23 protein-coding genes are annotated in these 25,212 nt (G+C 60.9%); 11 read left to right on the forward strand and 12 right to left on the reverse strand.

Features of this window, described 5'->3' with window-relative positions; all coding sequences use genetic code 11:
- Nucleotides 1-175 precede the first annotated feature (175 nt).
- The 6 genes from pepN to BLU24_RS17690 are packed head-to-tail and all read right to left on the reverse strand — an operon-like array spanning nucleotide 176 to nucleotide 6,693.
- Nucleotides 176-2,833, reverse strand: coding sequence for an aminopeptidase N (gene pepN / locus BLU24_RS17665; RefSeq protein WP_093102236.1), 2,658 nt, complete (start codon nucleotides 2,831-2,833; stop codon nucleotides 176-178).
- A gap of 10 nt (nucleotides 2,834-2,843) precedes the next feature.
- Complete coding sequence (locus tag BLU24_RS17670) at nucleotides 2,844-3,674, reverse strand: DUF2797 domain-containing protein (RefSeq protein ID WP_093102238.1); 831 nt, start codon at nucleotides 3,672-3,674, stop codon at nucleotides 2,844-2,846.
- Nucleotides 3,671-3,931, reverse strand: a complete 261-nt coding sequence (locus tag BLU24_RS17675; protein WP_042609561.1) for a YeaC family protein — start codon at nucleotides 3,929-3,931, stop codon at nucleotides 3,671-3,673. Before BLU24_RS17675 ends, BLU24_RS17670 begins: the two co-directional genes overlap by 4 nt.
- 34 nt (nucleotides 3,932-3,965) lie before the next feature.
- Nucleotides 3,966-4,835 carry a rhomboid family intramembrane serine protease gene (locus BLU24_RS17680; protein ID WP_093102240.1) on the reverse strand — a complete coding sequence of 290 codons (870 nt, stop codon included), beginning with the start codon at nucleotides 4,833-4,835 and terminating at the stop codon, nucleotides 3,966-3,968.
- The gene (locus BLU24_RS17685; RefSeq protein WP_418951609.1) at nucleotides 4,832-5,806 is read right to left on the reverse strand and encodes a metallophosphoesterase; all 975 of its coding nucleotides are present in this window, start codon (nucleotides 5,804-5,806) and stop codon (nucleotides 4,832-4,834) included. Before BLU24_RS17685 ends, BLU24_RS17680 begins: the two co-directional genes overlap by 4 nt.
- Nucleotides 5,803-6,693 carry an NAD(+) kinase gene (locus BLU24_RS17690; protein WP_011333623.1) on the reverse strand — a complete coding sequence of 297 codons (891 nt, stop codon included), beginning with the start codon at nucleotides 6,691-6,693 and terminating at the stop codon, nucleotides 5,803-5,805. The genes BLU24_RS17685 and BLU24_RS17690 overlap by 4 nt, the downstream gene beginning before the upstream one ends.
- 112 nt (nucleotides 6,694-6,805) lie before the next feature.
- Here BLU24_RS17690 and BLU24_RS17695 point away from each other — a divergent pair, with 112 nt between their 5' ends.
- Entirely contained in the window at nucleotides 6,806-7,756 is a 951-nt protein-coding gene (locus tag BLU24_RS17695) for a DUF1853 family protein (RefSeq protein WP_093102244.1), read from the forward strand.
- 105 nt (nucleotides 7,757-7,861) lie between these two features.
- On the opposite strand, the gene BLU24_RS17700 is transcribed toward BLU24_RS17695, so the two are convergent.
- Nucleotides 7,862-9,145: an arsenic transporter gene (locus BLU24_RS17700; protein WP_093102246.1), complete on the reverse strand. Its 1,284-nt coding sequence runs from the start codon at nucleotides 9,143-9,145 to the stop codon at nucleotides 7,862-7,864.
- Nucleotides 9,146-9,287: 142 nt separating this feature from the next.
- Nucleotides 9,288-9,845 (reverse strand): NADPH-dependent FMN reductase, encoded by a 558-nt coding sequence (locus BLU24_RS17705; RefSeq protein WP_093102248.1) that lies wholly within the window; start codon nucleotides 9,843-9,845, stop codon nucleotides 9,288-9,290.
- 183 nt (nucleotides 9,846-10,028) lie between these two features.
- Here BLU24_RS17705 and BLU24_RS17710 point away from each other — a divergent pair, with 183 nt between their 5' ends.
- Both BLU24_RS17710 and BLU24_RS17715 read left to right on the forward strand, forming a co-directional pair.
- A complete protein-coding gene (locus tag BLU24_RS17710; RefSeq protein WP_090282914.1) occupies nucleotides 10,029-10,265 on the forward strand; it encodes a hypothetical protein in 237 nt (78 codons plus the stop codon).
- Between the two features lie 84 nt (nucleotides 10,266-10,349).
- Nucleotides 10,350-11,243 (forward strand): LysR family transcriptional regulator, encoded by an 894-nt coding sequence (locus BLU24_RS17715; protein WP_093102250.1) that lies wholly within the window; start codon nucleotides 10,350-10,352, stop codon nucleotides 11,241-11,243.
- Here BLU24_RS17715 and BLU24_RS17720 read toward each other — a convergent pair.
- The 4 genes from BLU24_RS17720 to BLU24_RS17735 form a co-directional block, all read right to left on the reverse strand.
- Nucleotides 11,209-11,823 (reverse strand): GNAT family N-acetyltransferase, encoded by a 615-nt coding sequence (locus tag BLU24_RS17720; protein ID WP_093102252.1) that lies wholly within the window; start codon nucleotides 11,821-11,823, stop codon nucleotides 11,209-11,211. The two genes, BLU24_RS17715 and BLU24_RS17720, sit on opposite strands and share 35 nt — an antisense overlap.
- A gap of 105 nt (nucleotides 11,824-11,928) precedes the next feature.
- Nucleotides 11,929-12,687, reverse strand: coding sequence for a DNA polymerase III subunit epsilon (dnaQ, locus tag BLU24_RS17725; RefSeq protein ID WP_093102254.1), 759 nt, complete (start codon nucleotides 12,685-12,687; stop codon nucleotides 11,929-11,931).
- Between the two features lie 190 nt (nucleotides 12,688-12,877).
- Nucleotides 12,878-13,348 carry a ribonuclease HI gene (rnhA, locus tag BLU24_RS17730; protein ID WP_093102256.1) on the reverse strand — a complete coding sequence of 157 codons (471 nt, stop codon included), beginning with the start codon at nucleotides 13,346-13,348 and terminating at the stop codon, nucleotides 12,878-12,880.
- Between the two features lie 89 nt (nucleotides 13,349-13,437).
- Nucleotides 13,438-14,196 carry a class I SAM-dependent methyltransferase gene (locus BLU24_RS17735; RefSeq protein WP_090282909.1) on the reverse strand — a complete coding sequence of 253 codons (759 nt, stop codon included), beginning with the start codon at nucleotides 14,194-14,196 and terminating at the stop codon, nucleotides 13,438-13,440.
- A 65-nt stretch (nucleotides 14,197-14,261) separates the two neighbouring features.
- Here BLU24_RS17735 and gloB point away from each other — a divergent pair, with 65 nt between their 5' ends.
- The 8 genes from gloB (at nucleotide 14,262) to fabI (ending at nucleotide 25,173) form a co-directional block, all read left to right on the forward strand.
- Complete coding sequence (gloB, locus tag BLU24_RS17740; protein WP_093106807.1) at nucleotides 14,262-15,029, forward strand: hydroxyacylglutathione hydrolase; 768 nt, start codon at nucleotides 14,262-14,264, stop codon at nucleotides 15,027-15,029.
- Between the two features lie 99 nt (nucleotides 15,030-15,128).
- Nucleotides 15,129-16,592, forward strand: a complete 1,464-nt coding sequence (locus BLU24_RS17745; RefSeq protein WP_090282908.1) for a transglycosylase SLT domain-containing protein — start codon at nucleotides 15,129-15,131, stop codon at nucleotides 16,590-16,592.
- Nucleotides 16,593-16,977: 385 nt separating this feature from the next.
- The gene (locus BLU24_RS17750; RefSeq protein WP_093102259.1) at nucleotides 16,978-18,810 is read left to right on the forward strand and encodes an extracellular solute-binding protein; all 1,833 of its coding nucleotides are present in this window, start codon (nucleotides 16,978-16,980) and stop codon (nucleotides 18,808-18,810) included.
- Complete coding sequence (locus BLU24_RS17755) at nucleotides 18,807-20,648, forward strand: extracellular solute-binding protein (RefSeq protein ID WP_093102261.1); 1,842 nt, start codon at nucleotides 18,807-18,809, stop codon at nucleotides 20,646-20,648. Before BLU24_RS17750 ends, BLU24_RS17755 begins: the two co-directional genes overlap by 4 nt.
- A gap of 4 nt (nucleotides 20,649-20,652) precedes the next feature.
- The gene (locus BLU24_RS17760) at nucleotides 20,653-21,726 is read left to right on the forward strand and encodes a microcin C ABC transporter permease YejB (RefSeq protein ID WP_090282905.1); all 1,074 of its coding nucleotides are present in this window, start codon (nucleotides 20,653-20,655) and stop codon (nucleotides 21,724-21,726) included.
- 1 nt (nucleotide 21,727) lies between these two features.
- Nucleotides 21,728-22,747 (forward strand): ABC transporter permease, encoded by a 1,020-nt coding sequence (locus BLU24_RS17765; protein ID WP_064587187.1) that lies wholly within the window; start codon nucleotides 21,728-21,730, stop codon nucleotides 22,745-22,747.
- A gap of 1 nt (nucleotide 22,748) precedes the next feature.
- Complete coding sequence (locus BLU24_RS17770) at nucleotides 22,749-24,359, forward strand: ABC transporter ATP-binding protein (RefSeq protein ID WP_090282904.1); 1,611 nt, start codon at nucleotides 22,749-22,751, stop codon at nucleotides 24,357-24,359.
- 19 nt (nucleotides 24,360-24,378) lie between these two features.
- Nucleotides 24,379-25,173, forward strand: a complete 795-nt coding sequence (fabI, locus tag BLU24_RS17775; RefSeq protein WP_090282903.1) for an enoyl-ACP reductase FabI — start codon at nucleotides 24,379-24,381, stop codon at nucleotides 25,171-25,173.
- Nucleotides 25,174-25,212: the final 39 nt, after the last annotated feature.

A 25,212-nucleotide genomic window follows, 5' to 3' on the forward strand; every position in this document is an offset into this window, starting at 1 on the left:
CTTGCCCGCGATAGCTGAATTTCAGACACACCAATGTTGAATGTGCCGAAGCCATCGCGGGCAAGCCCGCTCCCACAGGTTCATCAGTCAACCAAAATGTCACCCTCGGGTCACCTCAGCGTCGGGCTGAGGTGGCCTTTTTTTCAAGTGCGCAAAACCCGACTCGAGGATGCCCTCAAGCCAGACTCTTGCTCACCACCTCATACACATCACTCGACAACGCCCCGGACGCGAGAATCCGCTCCAGTTCGGCCTTCATCAAGGCCTGACGCGGTGCATCGTATTTGCGCCAGCGGGTCAGCGGTGCCAGTTGGCGCGAGGCGATTTGCGGGTTGAAGCCGTTCAGTTCGATCACCAGATCGGCGAGGAACCGATAACCGCTACCGTCCGCCGCGTGGAAGTTGATCAGGTTCTGCCCGGCAAACGCACCGATCAGCGCGCGGACCTTGTTCGGGTTCTTGATGTTGAAGGCCGGGTGCTGCATCAACGCCTTCACCCGCGCCAGCCCGCCCGGCAAGGTGCTGCCGGCCTGCACGCTGAACCACTGATCCATGACCAGCGGATTGTCCTTGAAGTGCTCGGCGAAACTGGCCAGCGCCAGGGCTTTCTGCTCTTCGAACGGCGAGTTGACCAGCACGGCCAGCGCGGTCAGGCGCTCGGTCATGTTGTCGGCATTTTCAAATTGCTCCAGCGCCGCCGCCAGTACTTCCGGCTTGCCACTGAGCATCAGGTACGACAGCGCGATGTTCTGCAAGGCGCGACGGGCGAAGTGCTCGGCTTCGGCCACGTACGGCGTTTGCTTCGACAGGTCGCGGTTGGCCTGGTAACGCAGCCACAGCGCTTCGAACAAACCTTCGGCGAGTTGCTTGCGGGCGAACTCGCGGGCGTTGTGGATCGCCTCGACATCGGCCACTTCGCTGATTTCGGTGAGGTAGGCCTCGCCCGGCAGCGAGAGCATCTCGGCAACCATCGCCTGATCCAGCGACTCGTCGGACAGCACCGTGCGCAGCGCCGAAGTCAGGCGCGGGTCCAGCACCATGGCCTCGCCCTTCTGCTGCTGGCCGATCAGCTCCTGCAACACCTGCACCGCCAGTTGCTGGCCGGCATCCCAGCGGTTGAAGCCGTCGCTGTCGTGCTGCATGAGGAACATCAGCTGATCGCGGTTGTACGGGAAGCTCAGCTTCACCGGCGCCGAGAAGCCGCGCAGCAGCGATGGCAGCGGTTGCTCATTGATATCGACGAAGGTGAAGGTCTGCTCGGCCTCGGTCACCGAGATTACCCGCGTGGTGCCCTGTGCCGACGCTTCACCGGCCAGACGCAGCGCCAGTTCGTTGCCCTGGCTATCGAGCAGACCGAGTTCGACCGGAATCACGAACGGCAGTTTTTCCACCTTGTCCGGAGTTTCCGGGCAGCTCTGGCGGAACGTCAGGCTGTAGGTTTTTGCTGCGGCATCGTACGACTCGCTGACCGCCAGACGCGGTGTGCCGGCCTGGCTATACCAGCGCTTGAACTGTGTCAGGTCGACGCCATTGGCGTCTTCCATGGCCTTGACGAAGTCATCGCAGGTCACGGCTTGCCCGTCGTGACGCTCGAAGTACAGATCGCTGCCCTTGCGGAAGCCTGCGGCGCCCAGCAGGGTGTGGAGCATGCCGACCACTTCCGAACCCTTTTCGTACACGGTCAGGGTGTAGAAGTTGGAAATCTCGATGAAGCTGTCCGGGCGCACGGCGTGGGCCATCGGGCCGGCATCTTCGGCGAACTGGTGGGTGCGCAGGTAAGCGACGTCCTGAATGCGCTTGACCGTGGCCGAGTTCATGTCCGAGGAGAAACCGGCGTCACGGAACACCGTGAAGCCTTCCTTGAGCGACAGCTGGAACCAGTCGCGGCAGGTCACGCGGTTGCCCGACCAGTTGTGGAAATATTCGTGGGCGACGATTGCCTCGACCCGCTGGTGCGCAGCGTCAGTGGCGGTTTCGGCGCGGGCCAGCACGGCACTGGAGTTGAAGATGTTGAGGCCCTTGTTCTCCATCGCGCCCATGTTGAAATCGTTGACCGCGACGATCATGAAGATGTCCAGATCGTACTCGCGACCGTAGACCTCTTCGTCCCAGCGCATCGACTTCTTCAGGCTGTTCATCGCGTGCTGGCACTTGTCGATGTTTTCCGGCTCGACATAGATGCGCAGCGCGACGTTGCGCTGGCTCATGGTGGTGAACGTGTCTTCGACGCACCACAAGTCACCGGCGACCAGCGCGAACAGGTAGGCCGGTTTCTTGAACGGGTCTTCCCAGGTCGCCCAGTGGCGGCCGTCTTCACCCGGGCCCGAAGCGATCGGGTTGCCGTTGGAGAGCAGCACCGGGTAGCTGTGCTGTTCGGCGACCACGGTGGTGGTGAACTTGCTCATCACGTCCGGGCGGTCGAGGTAATAGGTGATCTTGCGAAAGCCCTCGGCCTCGCACTGGGTGCAGAACATCGTGCCGGACTTGTACAGGCCTTCCAGCGCGGTGTTGGTTTCCGGATGAATTCGGACGCTTGTGTCGAGAGTGAAGCTGTCGCTGCCCGGTTGCAGGGTCAGGTGGCTGTCGGAAATTTGATAGTCCGCGGCGCTCAGCTCCTTGTCGGCCAACGTTACCGAGAGCAATTCCAGCTGCTGGCCGTCCAGCACCAGCGGCGGCAGGCCCGGGCCACGCTCGGGGTTGCGGCGCATCACCAGTTGCGCGTGGACCAGACTATGGTCCTCGAACAACTCGAAGGTCAGGTGTGTTTCGTCGATCAGGTATTCGGGCGCCTGATAGTCCTTGAGGTAAATCATCTTCGGTTGTTCGGTGCGCATGCTGGAATCCTTATTGATGCACGGCGAGCTGGTAAGCCGTGTATTTACGAATGTTGATCACGCCGGTGTCGAAAATCAGGTATTGCCCCTTGATCCCCAGCAGCGTGCCTTCGGCAATCGGGTTCTTGTCCAGGTTGAAGCTGACGATTTTCGCCGGGTATTGCTCGACGGGATAGCGGATTTCCAGTGGTTCGACATCGGCAATCGTCTGAATCGCCTGTAGGCCGAATCGCTGCTGCAAGCCTTGCAGGCCCTCAGCGCAACTTTCGAACAACTGATCACGCACCTGCGCCAGATCCACCGCCTCCGCGTCGCCCTTGAGCAGCGCGCGCCAATTGGTCTTATCGGCCACCTGGCTGCGGAACAGATCTTCGACGAACCCCGACTGCTGCCGTGTGGCGACGCGCATGATCGGCAGCGCCTGACTGGCGCCCTGATCGAGCCAGCGGGTCGGCAGTTGCGTTGCACGGGTGATGCCAACCTTGATGCCTGACGAATTGGCCAGGTACACCACATGATCGGTCATGCAGAACTGCTCGCCCCAGGCCGGATCGCGGCAGGTGCCCGCGTCAAAGTGGCAGCGCTCCGGACTCATGATGCACAGGTCGCATTGCGCCAGTCTGGTCATGCACGGGTAGCAATAGCCCTGACTGAAACTGGTTTTGGTCTTGCGCCCGCAATGGGTGCAGTGGATTGCCCCCAGGTATTGCAGACGCACCGTGGTGCCGATCAACGGGTTGACCGGCACCTCGACGTCATCCAGACGAAACGCGTATTGCACGTTCGGCCCGTCCAGGCGCGCCGACATTTTGCTGATTGCACCGCGGCCAATCTCGATCAATGGATGGCATCCGACTTGAACAGGATGTTCGGCACTTCGATCGATTTCGATGCACATTCCTGCGGGCCCATATAACCGGTGCGCTGGTCTTCAGGCAGGTTCTGGATTTCCCAGGCGATCATCGCCTGCAACGACAGCTCGCGCTGTTCGGCGGTGAGCTTGTTGCCGTCGGACCATTTGCCGATTTCCACGGCCAGTTTCAGGCTTTCGTAGATGTCCGGGGTGATGTTGCTGATCATGTCGTTAAAAGAGGACATCAGGGGTCTCCGTGCTCTTCAATTCGCTAAAAATTCAGACGGCCAGTTTACGGCGGTTATACAAACCACCCAACAAACCGGTAAAGCATCCGATGAGTAACCCGCTCAGGTGCGCGGCGTTGGCGATCTGGCCGAAGCCGATCAACGAAATCAGCCCGGACATGCACACCACCAGCCAGATCAGCATCATCGCCAGCACACCACGCGGCAGACGATAGGCTGGATTGGGCGCCAGCAACTGGAAAATCCAGCAGTGCCCGAGCAAGCCGTAAAGCACGCCGGACAGGCCGCCGAACAGGGTCGGGCCGCTCCAGACAAACTGCGCGTAGTTGGACACCAGACTGAACAGCAGCGTCAGGCCGATCAGGTTGATGCTGCCCTGACGCGATTCGATGCGCCGGCCCAGCTCCCAGTACCACATGCCGTTCATGGCCAGATGCAGGATGCCGAAGTGGATCAGCATCGGCGTGATCAGCCGCCACCACTGCCCTGCCGCCAGGCTATCGGCCAACGGCGTGAAATGGATGTACTCGCCGATCACCCGAAAATCGAGAAAGGTAAGCCAGCGCAGCGTTTCGAGGTTTTCGCCGAGAAACGTCAGACCGCCAACGATCAGGCTCAACAGCAGGATCAACCCGGTGGCCTTGGCGTGTTTCAATTGTTCGGCGAAGCTCGGGCGCTTGAAGGTCTGGCCCACTGGAATATCCAGTTGTTGGTCAGGGTCGCCGGCCGGGAAGCGTTCGTATAGCGAGCGCACGTCGTCGCTGATTTCTGCCGGTGCCCACAGCACCTGCTCGCCCGCCTCTTCGCTGACCCGATGCGGCACCTGCATGCGTTGCAGCAGTTTGACGAAACCGCTCAGGTCCACCGCCAACGGCAGGCGCAATACCGCTACCGCACTCATTGCAGCACCTCCGGCCGCTCGACATCGACCCAGACGAATTTTTGCGGATCGAGGCGTGTTTCCTGATCCAGACGATAGGCAACCAGTTTGCCGTAGAGCACCGCGCTGTAATCCAGGCACGCGAGGTTCGGGCGGATCGGCGCCGGTTTGCCGCTGCGCCAGTAATGCCCGACGAACAGCAAGGGCTCATCGACGCCGTAGCGCAGCAGGGAATTTTTTTCCGTGGAACTCAGCGGTGTCTGCGCCACCGGCTCGGGCAAGGCGTCAGGCTGGAAGACGATGTCACCGTAGGTTTTCGGGTCGTCTTCCCAGAATTTGGTGCGGAAGAACGACCGCACCAGACCGTCGCCGCTGGTCATGGTCTGGCCGCCCGGCAGGCGCATGTCGGTGCCGCGCAGCAAGCGGTCGAACACCGTGCAGGCGAAACTGCCGGGCACCGCCGAGGCCTGCAAAAAGTGCTCATCGATGCAGCCATCGGGGAACAGGCCGCGCAACGGCTCGATCAGGCCGGCATCCCAACAGGCGTGCACAACGCGGAAGCGGCCGGCATCGACGAACAATGGCAGCTCGTAGAACCATTGCTGAAAATCATGCCAGTCGCCCGGATGGTCTTCGAATTGCGTCAGCGTCTCATGCAGCAACCGCGCATGACGCTTGGTATGTTCGCGCACGAACTGCTTGCCGCTGCCCGGTGGCGCCGGGGTGCTCCAGCCGAGGGCGTTGAATTCGTGGTTGCCCATGATGCACAAGGCCTGACCGGCCTCGACCATGTCATGCACGATGTGCAGCGCTTCGCGAATCCGCGGGCCACGGTCGATGATGTCGCCGACGAACACCGCCATGCGCGACGGATGCCGCCAGACCCCGCCCTGCTTGTGATAACCGAGACGGTCAAGCAAGTGTTCGAGGGTCAAGGCGCATCCGTGCACGTCACCGATCAGGTCGTAACTGCGCGCGGGATCGAGCATCAGTCGCCTCCACCGCCCAGCTTGCTGCCCCAGCCAAGCTTGGTGCGGCAGACTTCGTAGTAGTTGTGATCGAGGGGGTGGATCAGCCGCAGTTTCTGCGCTTTCTTGCTGACAGTGATGGTGTCGCCCGGCGCGCAGGTGAAATGGTTCTGGCCGTCGCAGGAGACTTGCGGGTAGATCTGCATATCTTTGGACACGACGATTTTCAGCTCACTGTTGCCATCGACCACGATCGGCCGTCCCGACAAGGTATGGGGGTACATCGGCACAATCACAATAGCGTCGAGTTTGGGATGCATGATCGGCCCGCCGGCGGACAAGGCGTAAGCGGTGGAGCCGGTCGGCGTGGCGACGATCAGGCCGTCGGCCTTCTGGCTGCAGACGAACTGGCCGTCGATGTACAGCTCGAACTCGATCATCCGCGTCGATTTGCCCGGGTGCAGCACCACGTCGTTGAGCGCATCGCCCTGGCCGATGGCCTCGGCGTGGCGGCGGACTTCGGCTTGCAACAGGAAGCGGTTTTCCACCAGATAATGGCCATCGAGGACTTCGGCGACCTTGATTTCCAGCTCGTCGGGGCGAATATCGGTGAGGAAACCGAGGCTGCCACGGTTGATGCCCAGCACTGGAATATTGTGCTTGGCCAGCGCCCGCGCGGCGCCGAGCAGGCTGCCGTCGCCGCCGACGACGATGACCATGTCACAGACTTCGCCTAGCATCTTGCGCGACGACGTTTGCAGGCCGTGACCCGGCAGGACTTCGGCGATGGTGTCTTCGAGGATCACATGCAGGTGCCGATCGAGCAGAAAGCGTTTCAGTCGGCGGACGGTATCCAGCACCTGGGAACTGCCCAGGCGACCGATGATGCCGATATTACGAAATTGCTCCATGGGACCTCTGCGGACAATCGAAAACGCGAAAACCCGATTATGGGCGAAAGCCCGCGATAGACAAAATCCTTTCAGCCTCAAGGGCGCTCATGATTCAGGCTATGCTCGCAAGATGATCCTGTTTCCCGATTTGCTCCAGTTGCCTCATCAGTTGCGCCATCCCGAAGTGCGGGATCTGGCGTGGGTGATCCTCGCCCCGCCGATGCTCGCCGTCACGCCATGGCCGCAGCGTCACCCACTGGCGGGCAGCGACTGGGTGCGGGACCCGCAGCGTCTCGAAAACTGGCTGCGCCAGCTCGACCGTGACAGTTACGGCTTGCTGCAGTGGCTGTCGCAGGCCCGCACCCGGCGTCTGGGCCTGTATTACGAGCGGCTGTGGCAGTTCGCGGTGGAGCATGCGCCGGGCATCGACTTGATCGCCGCCAACCTGCCGATCCGCCGCGAAGGCCACACCCTTGGCGAGCTGGACATGCTGTTGCGCGACCGCGATGGCGTGCATCACCTTGAGCTGGCGATCAAACTTTACCTCGGCCCGCAGAATGGCGACGGCGGCGATTCGGCACAGTGGCTGGGCCCCGGCTGCCATGATCGGCTGGACCGCAAACTGGCGCACCTGGCCGAGCACCAATTACCGATCTCGGCGCGCGCGGAAAGCCGCGAAGTGCTGGCGGCACTGGATATCGAAACCTTCGACGCGCATCTATGGCTGGGCGGCTATCTGCTGTATCCGTGGCCCGGTGAGGCTGCATCGCCGCATGGCGCGCATCCGCAGCATTTGCGTGGCACCTGGCTGCATCAGAAGGATTGGCCGGCGTTCGTCGCGCAACGCCCACCGGGCCGCTGGCAACCCCTGCCCCGCCACGCCTGGCTGGCACCGGCGCATTACCCGGCGGATCAGGTCTGGACTGACGAGGCGTTGCGCCTGTGGCTGTTGGAACTGCCGCCACTGGCGCCGGCGCAGTTGATGGTGCGCCTGAGTGAAAACGCCCAGGGCGAATGGGAAGAGGCGGAGCGGTTGTTTCTGGTGTCGGACCTTTGGCCGAATGTGCCGGGGCAAGCTTGAGATTTGTGGAGCCTGAGCTACCGCCATCGCGAGCAGGCTCACTCCTACAGGGGAACGCATTCCAAATTGTAGGAGTGAGCCTGCTCGCGATCGGCGCACCTCGGTCTAAAGCGAAAGTCGCACCGCCAAAGCCGCCAACGTCACCAGCAACACCGGCACCGTCAACACGATCCCGACCCGGAAGTAATAACCCCAGCCAATGTGAATGCCCTTGCGCTCCAGCACGTGCAGCCACAACAGCGTCGCCAGGCTGCCGATCGGGGTGATTTTCGGCCCCAGGTCGCTGCCGATCACGTTGGCGTAGATCATCGCTTCCTTGATCACCCCGCTGGCCTGGCTGGCATCGATCGATAGCAAGCCGATCAACACCGTCGGCAGGTTATTCATGATCGACGACAGCAGTGCCGTCAGCACCCCCGTACCGAGCGCCGCGCCCCACACCCCATGGCCGGCGAACGCGTCGAGCCAACCGGCCAGATAGCTGGTCAGCCCGGCATTGCGCAGGCCGTACACCACCAGATACATGCCTAGCGAGAAAATCACGATCTGCCACGGCGCTTCTTTCATCACCTTGCGCGTGGAAATCCTGTGCCCGCGCGCAGCAATGCCGAGCAACAGCGCGGCGCACACCGCCGAAATCGCGCTGATCGGAATCCCCAGCGGCTCCAGGGCAAAACAGCCAATCAGCAGAATCGCCAATACCGCCCAGCCCGCGTAGAACGTGGCTTTATCGTGGATAGCGGTCGTCGGGTCTTCGAGCTGCGCCGGGTCGTACGCGGCCGGGATGTCACGGCGGAAAAACCACAGCAACATGCCCAGCGTCGCCGCCACGCTGACGAAGTTGACCGGCACCATCACCGCCGCGTAGCGGTTGAAGCTGATGTGAAAGAAATCCGCCGAGACGATGTTGACCAGGTTCGAGACCACCAGCGGCAGGCTCGCGGTGTCGGCGATAAACCCCGCGCCCATGACGAAGGCCAGCGTCGCCGCCGGCGAGAAGCGCAGCGCCAGCAACATCGAAATCACGATCGGCGTGAGGATCAGCGCCGCGCCGTCGTTGGCGAACAACGCCGAAACCAGCGCGCCGAGCAGCACCATAAAAGCGAACAGCTTGCGCCCGCTGCCCCGTCCCCAGCGCGCCACATGCAGCGCGGCCCAGGCGAAAAACCCGGCTTCATCGAGTAGCAGGCTGATGATGATCAGCGCCACGAAGGTGCCGGTGGCGTTCCAGATGATTTGCCAGACCAGCGGAATGTCGCTCAAGTGGACTACACCGAAAATCAAGGCCAGTACAGCGCCGAGGGTTGCACTCCAGCCGACGCCGAGGCCTTTGGGCTGCCAGATCACCAGGGTGATGGTCAGCAGGAAAATCAGTGACGCAGCGAGCATTCGCAGAAGCCTTAATGGAAAGTCAGACAGATAAAAACCGTAGGAGTGAGCCTGCTCGCGATAGCGGTCTGTCAGTTAACAATAATGCTGACTGATACACCGCTCGCGAGCAGGCTCACTCCTGCAAGGGACCGCGTTCGGTTTATTTCTTGTGTTGCTCTACGAACTGGCCGTAGGCATCGATGAATTTCTGCAGGAACGGTTTGACCGTTTCGCTCAGCTTGCCCGCCTCGTCAAACGCATTACCCGCGCCGCCCAGATAGGCTTCCGGCTGTTGCAAACAGTGAATATCGAGGAACACAAAGGTCTGGCGCAGATGCTGATTGGCCCCGAAACCGCCGATCGCACCCGGCGAAACACTCATGACCGCACCCGGCTTGCCGCTCCAGCAGCTCTTGCCATAAGGCCGCGAACCGACGTCGATGGCGTTCTTCAGCGGTGCCGGGATCGAACGGTTGTATTCAGGGGTGACAAACAGCACCGCGTCGGATGACGCCACTTTCTGACGGAAAGTGCTGTAGGCTGCGGGCGACAAATCGCCATCGATGTCTTCGTTGTAAAGAGGCAGATCGCCGATTTCGACAATTTCCAGTTTCAGGTTCGCCGGCGCCAGTTCAGCCAGTGCCAGTGCGATCTTGCGATTGATCGAAGCTTTGCGCAGGCTACCGACCACTACGGCGACGTTGTAGACATTGCTCATGGAAGACTCTCGATGGTCTGTGGGAAGAGTCGCTAGTTATAGATGATGTGTTGGCGATTTCACCAGCGATCATTGGTTTTTCCTGCGCGAGGAATATTTTTTCGTTGTAGGAAAACTTACCAAGCTTGATGACGGTCTACCAAGCCGCAAATCAAGCGTTTTATCTCCAGAGGTTTTAAGCAGATGGCAGCAGTACTCGTCGGTCAGTTTCATGCAAGAGATGCGGAAGGCCGCGTTTATTCCGTGCATGAATTCCAGGAATCGAACCCGTCTGCAGACGGCTTCACCGGCTCGGAGCCCGTCACCACCTACAAATTGGCCATTGGTGACCGCATCAACAAGGTCAGCGAAAGCGAATACCTGCTGGTGCAATCGGGTATTACGCTGATTCGCGAGCCCGAGCCGATCGCCGCTCAATAAGCCGGCGTCATGAGCAGGAGTCATGTGCGCAGAGTTGGGGTAGGATTCAGCACCGCCCTCACCTGCTGAACACGGACTTCACGCATGCGTTTACGCCACATCGAAGTGATTCAGGCGCTCTTGCAGACCGGTCATCTGGGCACCGCCGCCGAATGGTTGCAGTTGCCGGTGACCGAGGTCGAAGAGCGTTTGCGCGAAGCCGAAAGTCAGCTGGGGTTCATGCTGTTCGCCAGTGTGCGCGGGCGTCTGCAACCGACCGCCGAAGCACGGGCGTTGCAGGTCGAAATCGCCCACGTCTATGCCGCACTGGAACCCGTGCAACGCCTGGCCGGCAGCCTCAAGCAATACCTCGCCCCGCCCTTGCGCATTATCGGCACACCGCCGCTGGCGCAACAGTTATTGCCACAAAGCCTCGCCGCCCTGCGTCGACGCCTGCCGGACGCACCTTGCAGCCTGCTCAGCGCCTCCACTCGCGATATCGTCCGCAGCCTGTTGCTGCGTGAAAGCGATCTCGGCCTGAGCCTGCACGATCCTCAACATGCCGATATCGACTGCCAGCCACTGGCCCAGGGCAAATTGCAGTTGCTTGCCCCGCACGGCTGGCTGCAACCGAAGCAGAAATACATTTCCCTACAGGACCTGGCCGGCCAGGCGATGATCGGCCTGGAAGGTCAGGACCCGCTCAGCCCGGCACTGGAAAACAAGCTGCAAGCGCTACGCCCGGCGCCGAGCATCCAGACCCGCGTGCAAACCCAGCAGATGATGCGTTGCATAGTCGAGGCTGGCGAAGGTCTGGCCATCGTCGACCCGTTCACCGCACTGGGCGCCCGCGCAGGCGGACTTGACGTTTGCCCGCTGTCACCGGCCGTGCCGATCAGCGTGTATGCGCTGACGTTCAAGCACGCCGCGCCGTCCTCAGCGGTTCAAACCTTGCTGGCGATCATCACGGAACAAGCCGAGGCGATGTTATCGAGCTAAGCGGGTTTTCCAACGGATTATCGAACAATCGATACCAGAACAGCGCCACTTCAGCGGTGTTCGGGTCGATGCCGCGATAGCGCAACTGATCGATACCGCCAATCACGTAACCGCAACGCTCATACAGCCGACAGGCGCCGAGGTTGTTGTTCTGGGTTTCGAGCATGATTCCCGGGAGCTTTTTCTTGCGGCTCCAGAACTGCGCCACATCGAGCAAGGCCTTGGCCACGCCATGACGCCGGGCCGGGGCATGCACTGCCAGCTCATCGATATGGGCAAAGCCGTTCCAGTTGGTGCTGATCACCAGATGGCCGACCGGCTCGTCATCGAGATGAGCCATGAAAATCGCGCTGTCGGGCGCATTGTGAAAGGCGCTGAACTCCTCGGGATCGATGCCGTAGCACTTGCGATACGGCACGATCGGCGTCACCTGCCATTGCTCGACAGGCTTGCCGATCACCGCAGCGCCATACGCCGCAACTTCGAAACTGAAATCGCTGCCCCAGATATACGGCGCAAAGCCGTCGTCGGCGACACGCACCGACAGCCCTGGGTATTTTGGATTCATGACCGGACGCATACTGGGAAAAGTCCTCATTCCTTGATTTTCATCTGCCAATGTACTCAGGGTAGAGGGTTGCAGCGGATGTGGCGACGGTGGCCACTTGTCAGTACTGACAGCGCCTTATGCCTGCGCGTCGGCTTCGGCGATCTGCGTCCACAGCGCCGGGGCGCCGGCCGACTTGGCGATGATCTCCAGCCGCACCAGATGCGCCGCCAGCTCTTCTTCGGTCGCGCGAATGATGCGCGCCGGTTGGCGATCGGCCGGCAGACGACGGATTTCCGTGGCGGAGTTGTCGGCGCCCTCACCCGTGCCATTGCCGTCAGAGGCGTTGCCGGCCAGCGACAGGCTGGTCTGGCCACCGGTCATGGTCAGGTAAACGTCGGCGAGAATTTCCGAGTCGAGCAACGCGCCGTGCAGTTCACGGCCGGAGTTGTCGACGCCGTAACGTTTGCACAACGCATCGAGGCTGTTGCGCTGCCCCGGGTGACGTTCCCGGGCCATCATCAGGGTGTCGAGGATCGAGCAATGCTGGGTGATGTCGGCGCGATCGTGCTGCCCCATCAGGGCGAATTCGTTGTTGATGAAGCCAACGTCGAACGCCGCGTTATGGATGATCAGCTGCGCGCCTTTGATGAACTCGAAGAACTCCTCGGCGACTTCAGCAAAGCGTGGCTTGCCGACCAGAAATTCGTTGGTGATGCCGTGAACGCCGATGGCGCCCTCGTCACTTTCACGATCCGGTTGCAGGTACACGTGAAAATGCCGGCCCGTCAGGCGCCGACCGATCAGTTCGACACAGCCGATTTCGATGATCCGGTGACCATCGGTCACCGGCATGCCGGTGGTTTCGGTATCGAGTACAACGGATCTGGTGGCCATCAGTGTTCAGCTCTCAACGGGTCAATCGTGCAAAGGCGCGGATGTTACCACGCTCGGCGGGGTGTTTCAGGCAGACCGTGGAGACCGCATCGCCAGCAGGCTGGCTCCCACACTGGAAACGGGTTTTCACAAATCCCTGTGGGAGCCAGCCTGCTGGCGATTGAACCCACCTCGGTCCATCAGCAAAACATCAGCTCTGCTTGTAACCGCGAACCTCATCCACCCCACGGTTGGCCAGTTGGTCGGCCCGCTCGTTGCCGTGATGACCGATGTGCCCGCGCACCCATTTCCATTTGACGTTGTGGCGGTTGACCTGCTCGTCCAGCTCCTTCCACAGGTCGGCATTCTTCACCGGCTCCTTGGCCGCGGTTTTCCAGCCGCGCTTTTTCCAGTTGGCCATCCACTCGTTGATGCCTTTCATCACGTATTGCGAGTCGGTCACCAGCAGCACGTCGCATGGGCGCTTGAGCGCTTCCAGGCCACGGATCGCACCGAGCAGTTCCATACGGTTGTTGGTGGTGTTGGCTTCGCCGCCCCACAGCTCTTTTTCGACGCCTTTGCACACCAGCAACGCGCCCCAGCCGCCCGGACCGGGGTTGCCTTTGCAGGCGCCGTCGGTGAACAGCTCTACGGTGTCGACGCTTTCAACGCTTTCGCTCATGCCAGTCTTTCCAGAAAATGCCTGTCTTGCCAATCACGGATCGACAATGACCGCGGCCGGAAACACCCGACCACAGATAACAAGAAGGTTTACGGTTCGATGCGGCGCCGGTTGACCTTGGCCATCGGCAGCGGAATCAGCTTGCCCATCGGCTCGCGGCGCTCCTGACGCAATGGCCGGAGACCGACCACGATCTTGCGCGCGACCAGTAGATAGAAGCCGCCGCCAGACAGTTGCCAGTCGCCGGCCTTGCGTTCCCAGCCGGCCAATCGGGCCTGCCACTTGGGCGATGCGAGCGGCGGACGATAGCACCCGAAGCGGCGTTTCTCCAGCGCAAAGCCCAGCAGATTGAGCCAGTCGCCAAGCCGTGACGGCGAGATGCAGCGCGCCTGACGCAGGGCATCGTGGGCGAACACATGACGCAGCCCCCAGGTACTCCACGGGTTGATGCCGATGATCAGCAGGTGTCCGCCGGGCCGCACGGCGCTCGCCGCCTCGCGCAGCAAACCGTGGGGCGACAGGCAGAAATCCAGACCGTGCTGCATCACCACGACGTCGGCGGCATGCTCGCTCAGCGGCCAGGCCTGTTCTTCGCAGACTATTTCGACGCCGGGTAACGGCGCACCAAGGCGCACGTTGCGCTGCACTTGCGGCGCCGCTGGCGGGGTTTCGGCCGATGGCCCGTAATGCACCAGATAACCGCCGAAGAACCGCCCCAGTTCGTCTTCGAGCATGCGCCGCTCTTCGTCGAGCAACAATTGCCCAAGCGGGCCGGACAGCCATTCACGGGCTGCGCCGATCAGGGCCAGCCAGTCGGGATCAGCCTGTGCGAACGCTTTATCACTCATCGCATTCTCCAAAGCGCCAGGAACTACTAAGATGCGCCAATGTTTTCCGCTTGGCGATTCCGACGATGATACAGATCAGTGCCCTGCCCGCGTTCACCGACAACTACATCTGGTTGTTACAGGATCACCGCACCCAGCGTTGCGCGGTCGTCGATCCGGGCGATGCCGCCCCCGTGCAGGCGTGGCTTGACGGCCATCCGGGCTGGGTGCTGAGCGACATTCTGATCACCCACCATCACCATGACCACGTCGGCGGCGTCGAGCGCCTCAAAGCCGCGACCGGCGCGAAAGTCTACGGTCCGGCCAGCGAAACCATTCCGGGACGCGACGTGGCACTCAAGGACAACGACAGCGTCAACGTGCTCGGCTGGGATTTCGCCGTCTACGCAGTGCCCGGTCACACCTTGGGACACATTGCCTATTACCATCACGGCCTGCTGTTCTGCGGCGACACCTTGTTCGCGGCCGGATGCGGGCGCCTGTTCGAAGGCACGCCGGAGCAAATGCACCAGTCGCTCAGCCGTCTCGCTGCCTTGCCTGAAGATACGCTGGTTTACTGCACCCATGAATACACCTTGAGCAATCTCAAGTTTGCAGCCGCCGTTGAACCGGGCAACGCGGACATTGCCGCCCGTCTGGAAAAAGTCGTCGAGCAACGACAAAACGGCGTCATGACCCTGCCCTCGACCCTGGCGCTGGAAAAGCTCACCAACCCGTTTCTGCGCACTTCTGAAACATTGGTTACACAAAAAGTGGACGAACGGGCAGGCGCTCAAAACCGGGCGCCGAGTGAGGTATTTGCGGCTTTGCGGGCCTGGAAAGATACGTTCTAAGTCACCCGCTTGTTGGCACAAATATTCTGAATGGTTGACCGCGGGGGGTGCGCTTTCTAGAATCGCCCGACATTTTTGCCCGGAACTTACTTCCAGCCAATGTCGTCATCCATACGTAAGTCCGTCAATTCAGACGCATTGACCCGCCTGGCGCAAGCCATCGCGGTGGCTGTGTCCGCCACGCTGGCGGGCTGTTCCAGCCATGCTCCGCAGACTGAAGCGACCCATACGCCGAACATTGCTGCGCGAGCCAAGCAGAAGCCGATCTGGCTGACCGAAAAGCCCAGCCCGCAGGTGCCTCAGGACATCTGGGAGCGCATGCGCGCAGGCTTTCAGTTGCAGGAAGGCCTGGGCGTCAACCCGCGCATCGAGCAACAGCGCCTGTGGTTCGCCAGCAATCCCTCTTTCCTCGAGAACGCCGGCGAACGCGGCAGTCTCTATATTCACTACATTGTCGAACGCCTCGAAGAGCGCAACATGCCGCTGGAACTGGCCCTGCTGCCAGTAATCGAGAGTGCGTACAACCCGATGGCCTACTCCCGCGCCGATGCGGTAGGCCTGTGGCAGTTTATTCCATCGACCGGGCGTTACTTCAACCTGCGTCAGACCCGCTTCTATGATGGTCGCCGCGATATCACCGCCTCGACCACCGCAGCGATGGATTACCTGACTCGTCTGCACGACATGTTCAACGGCGACTGGCTGTTGGCGCTGGCGGCGTACAACGCCGGTGAAGGCACGGTCAGCCGCGCCATCGAGCGCAACGAAAAGCTCGGCCTGCCGACCGACTACTGGAACCTGCCGCTGCCGGCGGAAACTCAGGCGTATGTGCCAAAACTGCTGGCGCTGTCGCAAGTGGTACTGGCGCCGGAAGCCTACGGCGTCAACCTCAATCCGATCGCCAACGAACCGTATTTCCAGGTTGTCGAAATCAACCAGCGCATGGACCTGTCCAAGGTCGCCGCGGTGGCCAACATCGACGAAGACGAGCTGTTCCAGCTCAACCCGGCCTTCAAGCAGCGCACCACGATCGACGGTCCACAGCATCTGCTGGTGCCGACGTCGAAGGCGCAATTGCTCACGGCCAGTCTGCAGACCATGCGCCCCGACGAGCTGATCAGCCCGCGCTCGCTTAAACCGGTGTTCGAAGGCGCCGACCCGTCCGAAGTTGCGCAGCTCAAGCGCGCTTACCGGGTCAAGCGTGGGGACAATCTCGGTTCCATTGCCAAGGCCAACAAGGTCGAAGTGAAGGATCTGCAGCGCTGGAACAAGCTGACCGGCAAGAATCTCAAGATTGGTCAGACTCTGGTGATGCAGGACACCAGCAAACGCGCACCGGCTCGCAAGTCTGGCCGGGTCAACACGGTGGTCGCGGCCAACAGCAAGACCAAAGGCAAGGACGACAGCCAGCAACAGACCCAGTACAAGGTCAAGCGTGGCGACACCTTGTATGTGGTGGCCAAGCGCTTCAACGTGCAGATGCAGCATCTCAAGCGCTGGAATCCAGGGGCCGGCAAGGCCTTGAAGCCTGGGCAGATGCTCACGGTTTATCAGCCGCATTGATTGCAAGAGCCCCTGAGTTTTCGGGGGCTTTTTTTTGGATCGGATTTTTTGTGGCGCCTGTGAGATCCATCCCCCTCACCCCAGCCCTCTCCCCCAGGGGGGCGAGGGGAAAGGGAGCACATCTCCATGCTTTTCAAAACTGGAGTTCGACTCGATATCGCAAATCAGCGCAACTCTTCCAAACACTCCGATCAGTCCCCTCTCCCTCCGGGAGAGGGTTAGGGTGAGGGGCTTTTGATTTTCCCGGGGCCCAGCCACTCCAAACGCCTGAGTGAGCGATCTTCGCTCCAACGATTAACCGCGCATTAACCCATGATCTTTTTCCTGTCCAGACAAGCTGTTACTGTACCGCCCACAAAGCCCAAGCCGCTGGATCGGATCTGACTTGAAGCGTGCCCTCCCCCTGCTCCTGATCAGCCTGGCCTTGAGCTCAACCGCAAGCGCGACGATTACCGAAAGTCACGGTTATGCGCAGTTCGGCACGCTCAAGTACCCGGCCAGATTTACCCATTTCGATTGGGTCAACCCGCAAGCGCCCAAGGGCGGTACGTTGCGGGTGATGGCGTTCGGCACGTTCGATACGGTCAATCCGTACACCTTCAAGGGCACCAGCCCGGTCACTACCGCGAATTTCCTCCAGTACGGCATCAACGAGCTGAACGAGCCGTTGATGGTCGGCACCGGGCAGTATTCGCCGTCCGGTGACGAGCCAGCGTCGAGCTATGGTTTGATCGCGCAATCGGTGGAGTACAGCGAAGATCGCAGCTGGGTGGTGTTCAATCTGCGGCCGGAGGCGCGGTTTCACGATGGCGCGCCGATCACCGCGTATGACGTGGCGTTCTCCTATCGCCTGTTATTGAAGGAAGGCCATCCGTTGTACCGCACGGCCCTGCAAGAGGTGCTGCGCGTCGACATTCTGAACAAGCAGCGCATCCGCTTCGTGCTCAAGCGTTCGGGCAATCCGCTGTTGATCCTGCGCCTCGGCGAGTTGCCGGTGCTGCCGCAGCATTACTGGAAGGACCGCGACTTCAAGGCCACCACGTTCGAACCGCCGCTGGGTAGCGGCCCGTACCGCATCACCTCGGTGACGCCGGGCCGGCAGCTGATTTTCGAGCGGGTCAAGGACTACTGGGGCAAGGACCTGGCGGTCAATCGCGGCAAGTACAACTTCGATCGCATGGAAGTCGAGTTCTACCGCGACAGCGATGTGGCGTTCGAAGCGTTCAAGGCCGGTGAATTCGACATCTACATCGAGCATCAGGCGAAGAACTGGGCCAACGGCTACAACTTCCCGGCGATTCGCCGTGGCGATGTGATCAAGGCGCAGATCCCGCATCAGATCCCGACCCAGAGTCAGGGCCTGTTCATGAACACCCGGCGCGCGACGTTTGCCGATGTGAAGACCCGTGAAGCGCTGGGCCTGATGTTCGACTTCGAGTGGACCAATCGCACGCTGTTCAGCGACGCCTACCAGCGCACCAACAGTTATTACCCCAACAGCGAATTCAGCGCCAGCGGCCTGCCGGTCGGGCATGAATGGCTGATGCTCAAGCCGTACAAGGATCAGTTGCCGGCGAGGCTGTTTACCGAGCCGTTCACCCTGCCCACCACCGATGGCCGCGGCATTCCGCGCGAAACCATGCGCAAAGCTCTGGCATTGCTCGCCGAGGCCGGCTGGAAACTTCATGGCCAGCGTCTGCAAAACGCCGCCGGCCAGCCGCTGCGTTTCGAACTGCTGTTGGTCAATCCGAATCTTGAGCGTCTTTACCAGCCGTACATCGTCAATCTCAACAGCATCGGCATCGACGCACACCTGCGCACCGTCGATCGCGCGCAGTACAAACAGCGCCTCGATCAATTCGATTTCGACATGATCTCGATGACGCTGGGTCAGACTCTGAGCCCCGGCCTTGAGCAGTGGCAGTACTTCCACTCCAGCCAAGTGAACGTCAAGGGCAGCAAGAATTACGCGGGTATCGCCAACCCGGTGGTCGACCACCTGCTCGAACAATTGCTCGCCGCCCGCACACGCGACGAGCAGGTCGCTGCCGGCAAAGCGCTCGACCGCGTGCTGCTGTGGCAGCACTACAGCATTCCCAACTGGTACCTCAATTATCACCGTCTGGCCTACCGCAACCGGTTGGCCTTTGTCACCACGCCGCCCTACACCCTGGGCCTGAGTGCATGGTGGCTGAAGTCTTCGGAGAAAGATCGATGAACCCTGTTCGCGCCCTGCTCGTGCAGGCCAGCGGCTTGCTGTTCGCCGGGCTGGCCTTTGCTGCCCCGCAACACGCCGTGACCCTGTACAACGAGCCGCCGAAATACCCGGCCGATTTCAAGCATTTCGACTACGTAAACCCGGATGCACCCAAGGGCGGCGTGTTCCGCCAGGCCGGCTTCGGCGGCTTCGACAGCCTCAACCCGTTCATCAGCAAAGGCGTACCGGCCGATGACATCGGGCAAATTTACGACACCCTGACCAAACACAGCCTCGACGAGCCGTTTACCGAGTACGGCCTGGTCGCTGGCAAGATCGAAAAAGCCGACGACAACAGCTGGGTGCGCTTCTACCTGCGACCGGAAGCGCGTTTTCATGACGGTCACCCGGTGCGTGCCGAGGATGTGGTGTTCAGCTTCAACACCCTGACCAAGGAAGGTTCGCCGATGTTTCGCGGCTATTACAGCGACGTCGCCGAAGTCGTCGCCGAAGACCCGCTGAAAGTGCTGTTCAAGTTCAAGCACAGCAACAACCGCGAACTGCCGCTGATCCTCGGCCAGTTGCCGGTGCTGCCGAAACACTGGTGGGCCGATCGCGACTTCAACAAAGGCAATCTGGAGATTCCGCTGGGCAGCGGCCCGTACAAGGTCACCGAGGTCAAGGCCGGTCGCTCGGTGCGTTACGAGCGGGTCAAGGATTACTGGGGCAAGGACCTGCCGGTCAACCGGGGCTTCTACAACTTCGACACGATGACCACCGATTACTACCGCGACAACACCGTCGCCCTTGAAGCGCTGAAGGCCGGGCAGTTCGACTACTGGCTGGAGATGACCGCGAAGAACTGGGCCAACGCCTACAACGTTCCGGCGGTGACCGAGGGGCGTCTGATCAAGGAACTGATCGCCAACAGCAACCCGACCGGCATGCAGGGTTTCGTCTTCAACCTGCGCCGCCCGGTGTTTCAGGATGTGCGGGTGCGTCAGGCGCTCGGTCTGCTTTTCGATTTCGAGTGGACCAACAAGCAACTGTTCAACGGCGCCTACGTGCGCACCCGCAGCTATTTCGAGAACTCGGAAATGGCCGCCACCGGCCTGCCCGACGCCGAGCAACGGGCGATCCTCGAACCGTTCCGCAGCCAGCTGCCGGCCCAGGTGTTCAGCGAAGCCTACGAAAACCCCAAGACCGACGCGAGTGGCATGATCCGCAGCCAGCAACGCGAGGCTTATCAACTGCTGCAAGAGGCCGGCTGGAAAATCGTCGATGACAAAATGGTCGACGCCACGGGCAAACCGGTGGTGATCGAGTTCCTGCTCGCGCAGACCGAATTTGAACGCGTGCTGCTGCCGTTCAAGCGCAACCTCAGCGATCTGGGCATCGATCTGGTGATCCGCCGCGTCGACGTTTCGCAGTACATCAACCGCGTGCGTTCGCGGGATTTCGACATGATGGTCGGCAGCTTTCCGCAATCCAACTCGCCGGGTAACGAGCAGCGCGAATACTGGATGAGTGCGGCCGCCGACAAGTCCAGCAGCCGCAACAGCATGGGCCTGAAGGATCCGATCGTCGATCAACTGGTGGAAAGCCTGATCAACGCCGGTTCACGCAACAGCCTGGTGGCCCATGCGCGAGCCCTTGATCGCGTACTGCAATGGGGCTATTACGTGGTGCCGAACTGGCACATCAAGAGCTGGCGCGTGGCGTACTGGAACCACATCGGGCACCCCAAAACCTCGCCCAAGTACGACATCGGCATCAATACCTGGTGGGTCAAGCCTGACGCCAAACCTGCGGTAGAAGTCGAAACCCAACTGCAAGCCGACCCTGCGGGCACGGAGTAATCAGATGCTGGCGTATATCTTTCGGCGACTGTTGCTGATCATTCCGACCCTGTTCGGCATTCTGCTGATCAACTTCGTGATCATTCAGGCCGCGCCCGGCGGCCCGGTGGAACAGATGATCGCCAAGCTCGAAGGCTTCGAAGGCGCCACCAGCCGGATTGCCGGCGGCGGTGCCGAAGTGGCGGTGGCCGGTTCGTCATATCGCGGCGCGCAAGGTCTGGACCCGGCGCTGATCAAGGAAATCGAGCACATGTACGGGTTCGACAAGTCGGCCCCGGAACGCCTGTGGATCATGATCAAGAACTATGCGCAGCTGGATTTCGGCGACAGTTTCTTCCGCGACGCCAAGGTCATCGACCTGATCAAGGAAAAGATGCCCGTGTCGATCTCGCTGGGGCTGTGGAGCACGCTGATCATGTACCTGGTGTCGATCCCGCTGGGAATTGCCAAGGCCACGCGGCACGGCAGCCATTTCGACGTGTGGACCAGTTCGGCGATCATCGTGGGCTATGCGATCCCGGCGTTTCTGTTTGCGATCCTGCTGATCGTTGTTTTCGCCGGCGGCAGTTATCTGGACTGGTTTCCGCTGCGCGGGCTGACCTCGAACAACTTTGATGAACTCAGCCTGGGCGGCAAGATCCTCGATTACTTTTGGCACCTGGCATTGCCAGTGACCGCGCTGGTGATCGGCAACTTCGCGACCATGACCCTGCTGACCAAAAACAGCTTTCTCGACGAGATCAACAAGCAGTACGTGGTCACCGCCAAAGCCAAAGGCCTGACGCGCAATCGCGTGCTCTACGGGCACGTGTTCCGCAACGCGATGCTGCTGGTGATTGCCGGTTTCCCGTCGGCCTTCATCGGGATTTTCTTCACCGGCTCGTTGCTGGTGGAAGTGATCTTCTCCCTTGATGGCCTCGGCCTGATGAGTTTCGAAGCGGCGATCAACCGTGATTACCCGGTGGTGTTCGGCACGCTGTTCATCTTCACCCTGCTCGGGCTGGTGGTGAAACTGATCGGCGACCTCACCTACACCTTTGTCGATCCGCGCATCGACTTTGAAAGCCGGGAGCATTGAGATGAACCTGTCCCCTCTCAACCGCCGCCGCTTCGAACTGTTCAAGGCCAACAAGCGTGGCTGGTGGTCGCTGTGGCTGTTTCTGATTCTGTTCGGGCTGAGCCTGGGTGCCGAGCTGATCGCCAACGACAAGCCGCTGGTGGTGCATTACGACAACAACTGGTATTTCCCGGCGATCAAGCGTTACCCGGAAACCACCTTCGGCGGTGAGTTCCCGCTGGAAGCCAACTACAAGAGCCCGTACATCCGCGAACTGCTCAAGGCCAAGGATGCCTGGGTGTTGTGGGCGCCGATTCCGTACAGCTACCAGAGCATCAATTACGACCTGAAAGTCCCGGCGCCGGCACCGCCCTCGGCGGACAACCTGCTGGGCACCGACGATCAGGGCCGCGATGTGCTGGCGCGGGTGATTTACGGCTTCCGCATTTCCGTGTTGTTTGCGCTGACGTTGACCGTGCTGAGTTCGATCATCGGCGTGATTGCCGGTGCCCTTCAGGGCTTTTATGGCGGTTGGGTCGATCTGGCCGGGCAGCGTTTTCTGGAGATCTGGTCGGGGTTGCCAGTGCTGTATCTGCTGATCATCCTCGCCAGTTTCGTCCAGCCGAATTTCTGGTGGCTGCTGGGGATCATGCTGCTGTTTTCGTGGATGAGCCTGGTCGATGTGGTGCGCGCCGAGTTCCTGCGCGGGCGCAACCTTGAATACGTACGGGCCGCCAGAGCGCTGGGCATGCAGAACGGCGCGATCATGTTCCGCCATATCCTGCCCAACGCGATGGTCTCGACCATGACCTTCATGCCGTTCATCCTCACCGGCGCCATCGGCACCCTCACCGCGCTGGATTTCCTCGGCTTCGGCTTGCCGGCCGGCAGCCCGTCGCTGGGTGAACTGGTCGCGCAGGGTAAATCCAACCTGCAGGCGCCGTGGCTGGGCATGAGCGCGTTTGCCGTGCTGGCGTTGATGTTGAGCCTGTTGGTGTTTATCGGCGAGTCCGCTCGCGATGCCTTCGACCCGAGGAAGTGAAATGAATCAGGACAATCTGATCGAAGTACGCGACCTCGCCGTCGAGTTCGGTTTCGGCGAGCGCATCCACCGCGTGGTCGAGGGCGTAAGTTTCGACATCAAGCGCGGCGAAACCCTGGCGCTGGTCGGCGAATCCGGCTCGGGCAAATCGGTGACTGCGCACTCGATCCTGCGGCTGCTGCCCTACCCCATGGCGCGCCATCCGGCCGGCAGCATCAATTACGCCGGGCAGAACCTGCTGGGCCTGAGCGAAAAGACCATCCGCCACATTCGCGGCAACCGCATCGCGATGATCTTTCAGGAGCCGATGACCTCGCTCAATCCGCTGCACTCGATCGAGAAGCAGATCAACGAAGTGCTGGGCATCCATAAGGGTCTGTCCGGTAAAGTCGCGACCAGGCGTACGCTGGAGCTGCTGGAGATGGTCGGCATTCCCGAGCCGCACAAGCGCCTCAAGGCCCTGCCCCACGAACTCTCCGGCGGTCAGCGCCAGCGCGTGATGATCGCCATGGCTTTGGCCAACGAGCCGGAACTGCTGATTGCCGACGAACCGACCACCGCGCTGGACGTGACCGTTCAGCTGAAAATCCTCGATTTGCTCAAGGAACTTCAGGCTCGATTGGGCATGTCGCTGTTACTGATCAGTCACGATTTGAACCTGGTGCGAAGAATTGCGCACCGCGTATGTGTCATGCAGCGCGGTTGCATCGTCGAACAGGCATCGTGCGCAGAGCTGTTCCGTTCGCCACAGCATCCGTACACTCGGGAATTGCTCGGCGCGGAGCCCAGCGGCGGTCCGGCGAGCAATAAAATCGGCGCGCCGCTGCTCGAAGTCGAGGACCTGAAAGTCTGGTTCCCGATCAAGAAAGGCCTGCTCAAGCGCACGGTGGATCACGTCAAGGCAGTGGACGGCATCAATTTCAGCCTGCCTCAGGGTCAGACTCTGGGGATCGTGGGTGAGAGTGGTTCCGGCAAATCCACCTTGGGTCTGGCGATTTTGCGCCTGATCGGCAGCCAGGGCGGCATCCGTTTTGAAGGCAAGCAGCTAGACTGCCTGACGCAGAACGAGGTTCGCCCGTTGCGGCGCGAGATGCAGGTGGTGTTTCAGGACCCGTTCGGCAGCTTGAGCCCGCGCATGTGCGTCAATGACATCGTTGGCGAAGGCCTGCGGATACACAAGATGGGCACCGCCGCCGAACAGGAAGCGGCGATCATCGCGGCATTGAAGGAGGTAGGTCTGGATCCGGAAACCCGGCACCGCTACCCCCATGAATTTTCCGGTGGGCAACGGCAGCGAATCGCCATTGCCCGGGCTTTGGTGCTCAAACCGGCGCTGATCCTGCTGGACGAGCCGACTTCGGCGCTCGACCGGACGGTGCAGCGGCAAGTGGTGGAGCTGTTGCGTTCACTGCAAGCCAAGTACAACCTGACGTATTTGTTCATCAGCCATGACCTGGCTGTCGTCAAAGCGCTGAGCCACCAGCTGATGGTGGTCAAGCATGGCCAAGTGGTCGAACAGGGAGACGCGCAAAGTATCTTTGCCGCCCCCCAACATCCGTATACACAGCAGTTGCTGGAAGCCGCTTTTCTGGCACCAGCCACTGCGCAATAACCTGAAAGAGGAGCAACACATGGGTTTTCTCGCCGGTAAGCGCGTACTGATCGTCGGTGTCGCCAGCAAGCTGTCCATCGCATCCGGCATCGCTGCCGCCATGCATCGCGAGGGCGCTGAGCTTGCCTTCACTTATCAGAACGACAAACTCAAGGGTCGCGTCGAAGAGTTCGCACAAGGCTGGGGCTCGAGCCCTGAGCTGTGCTTCCCGTGCGACGTGGCCAGCGATGAAGAAATCGCCAAGGTCTTTGAAGAACTGAGCAAGAAGTGGGACGGTCTGGACTGCATCGTTCACTCCGTCGGCTTCGCCCCAGGCGACCAACTGGACGGCGACTTCACCGAAGCCACCACCCGTGAAGGTTTCCGCATCGCTCACGACATCAGCGCCTACAGCTTCGTGGCCCTGGCCAAAGCCGGCCGCGAAATGATGAAAGGCCGCAACGGCAGCCTGCTGACCCTGTCGTACCTGGGCGCCGAGCGCACCATGCCGAACTACAACGTCATGGGCATGGCCAAGGCTTCGCTGGAAGCGGGCGTACGTTACCTGGCCGGTTCCCTGGGCCCGGACGGCACCCGCGTCAACTGCGTATCGGCCGGCCCGATCCGCACCCTGGCAGCCTCGGGCATCAAGAACTTCCGCAAGATGCTGGCCGCCAACGAAGCGCAAACCCCACTGCGTCGCAACGTCACCATCGACGAAGTCGGCAACGCCGGCGCTTTCCTGTGCTCCGACCTGGCGTCGGGCATCAGCGGTGAAATCATGTACGTGGACGGCGGCTTCAACACCACCGCCATGGGCAACATCGAAGAGTAATCTTCGCTGGCCAGAAAAAACCCGTCGAATGACGGGTTT

Source organism: Pseudomonas sp. Z003-0.4C(8344-21) (assembly GCF_900104975.1).
GTDB classification, from domain to species: domain Bacteria; phylum Pseudomonadota; class Gammaproteobacteria; order Pseudomonadales; family Pseudomonadaceae; genus Aquipseudomonas; species Aquipseudomonas granadensis.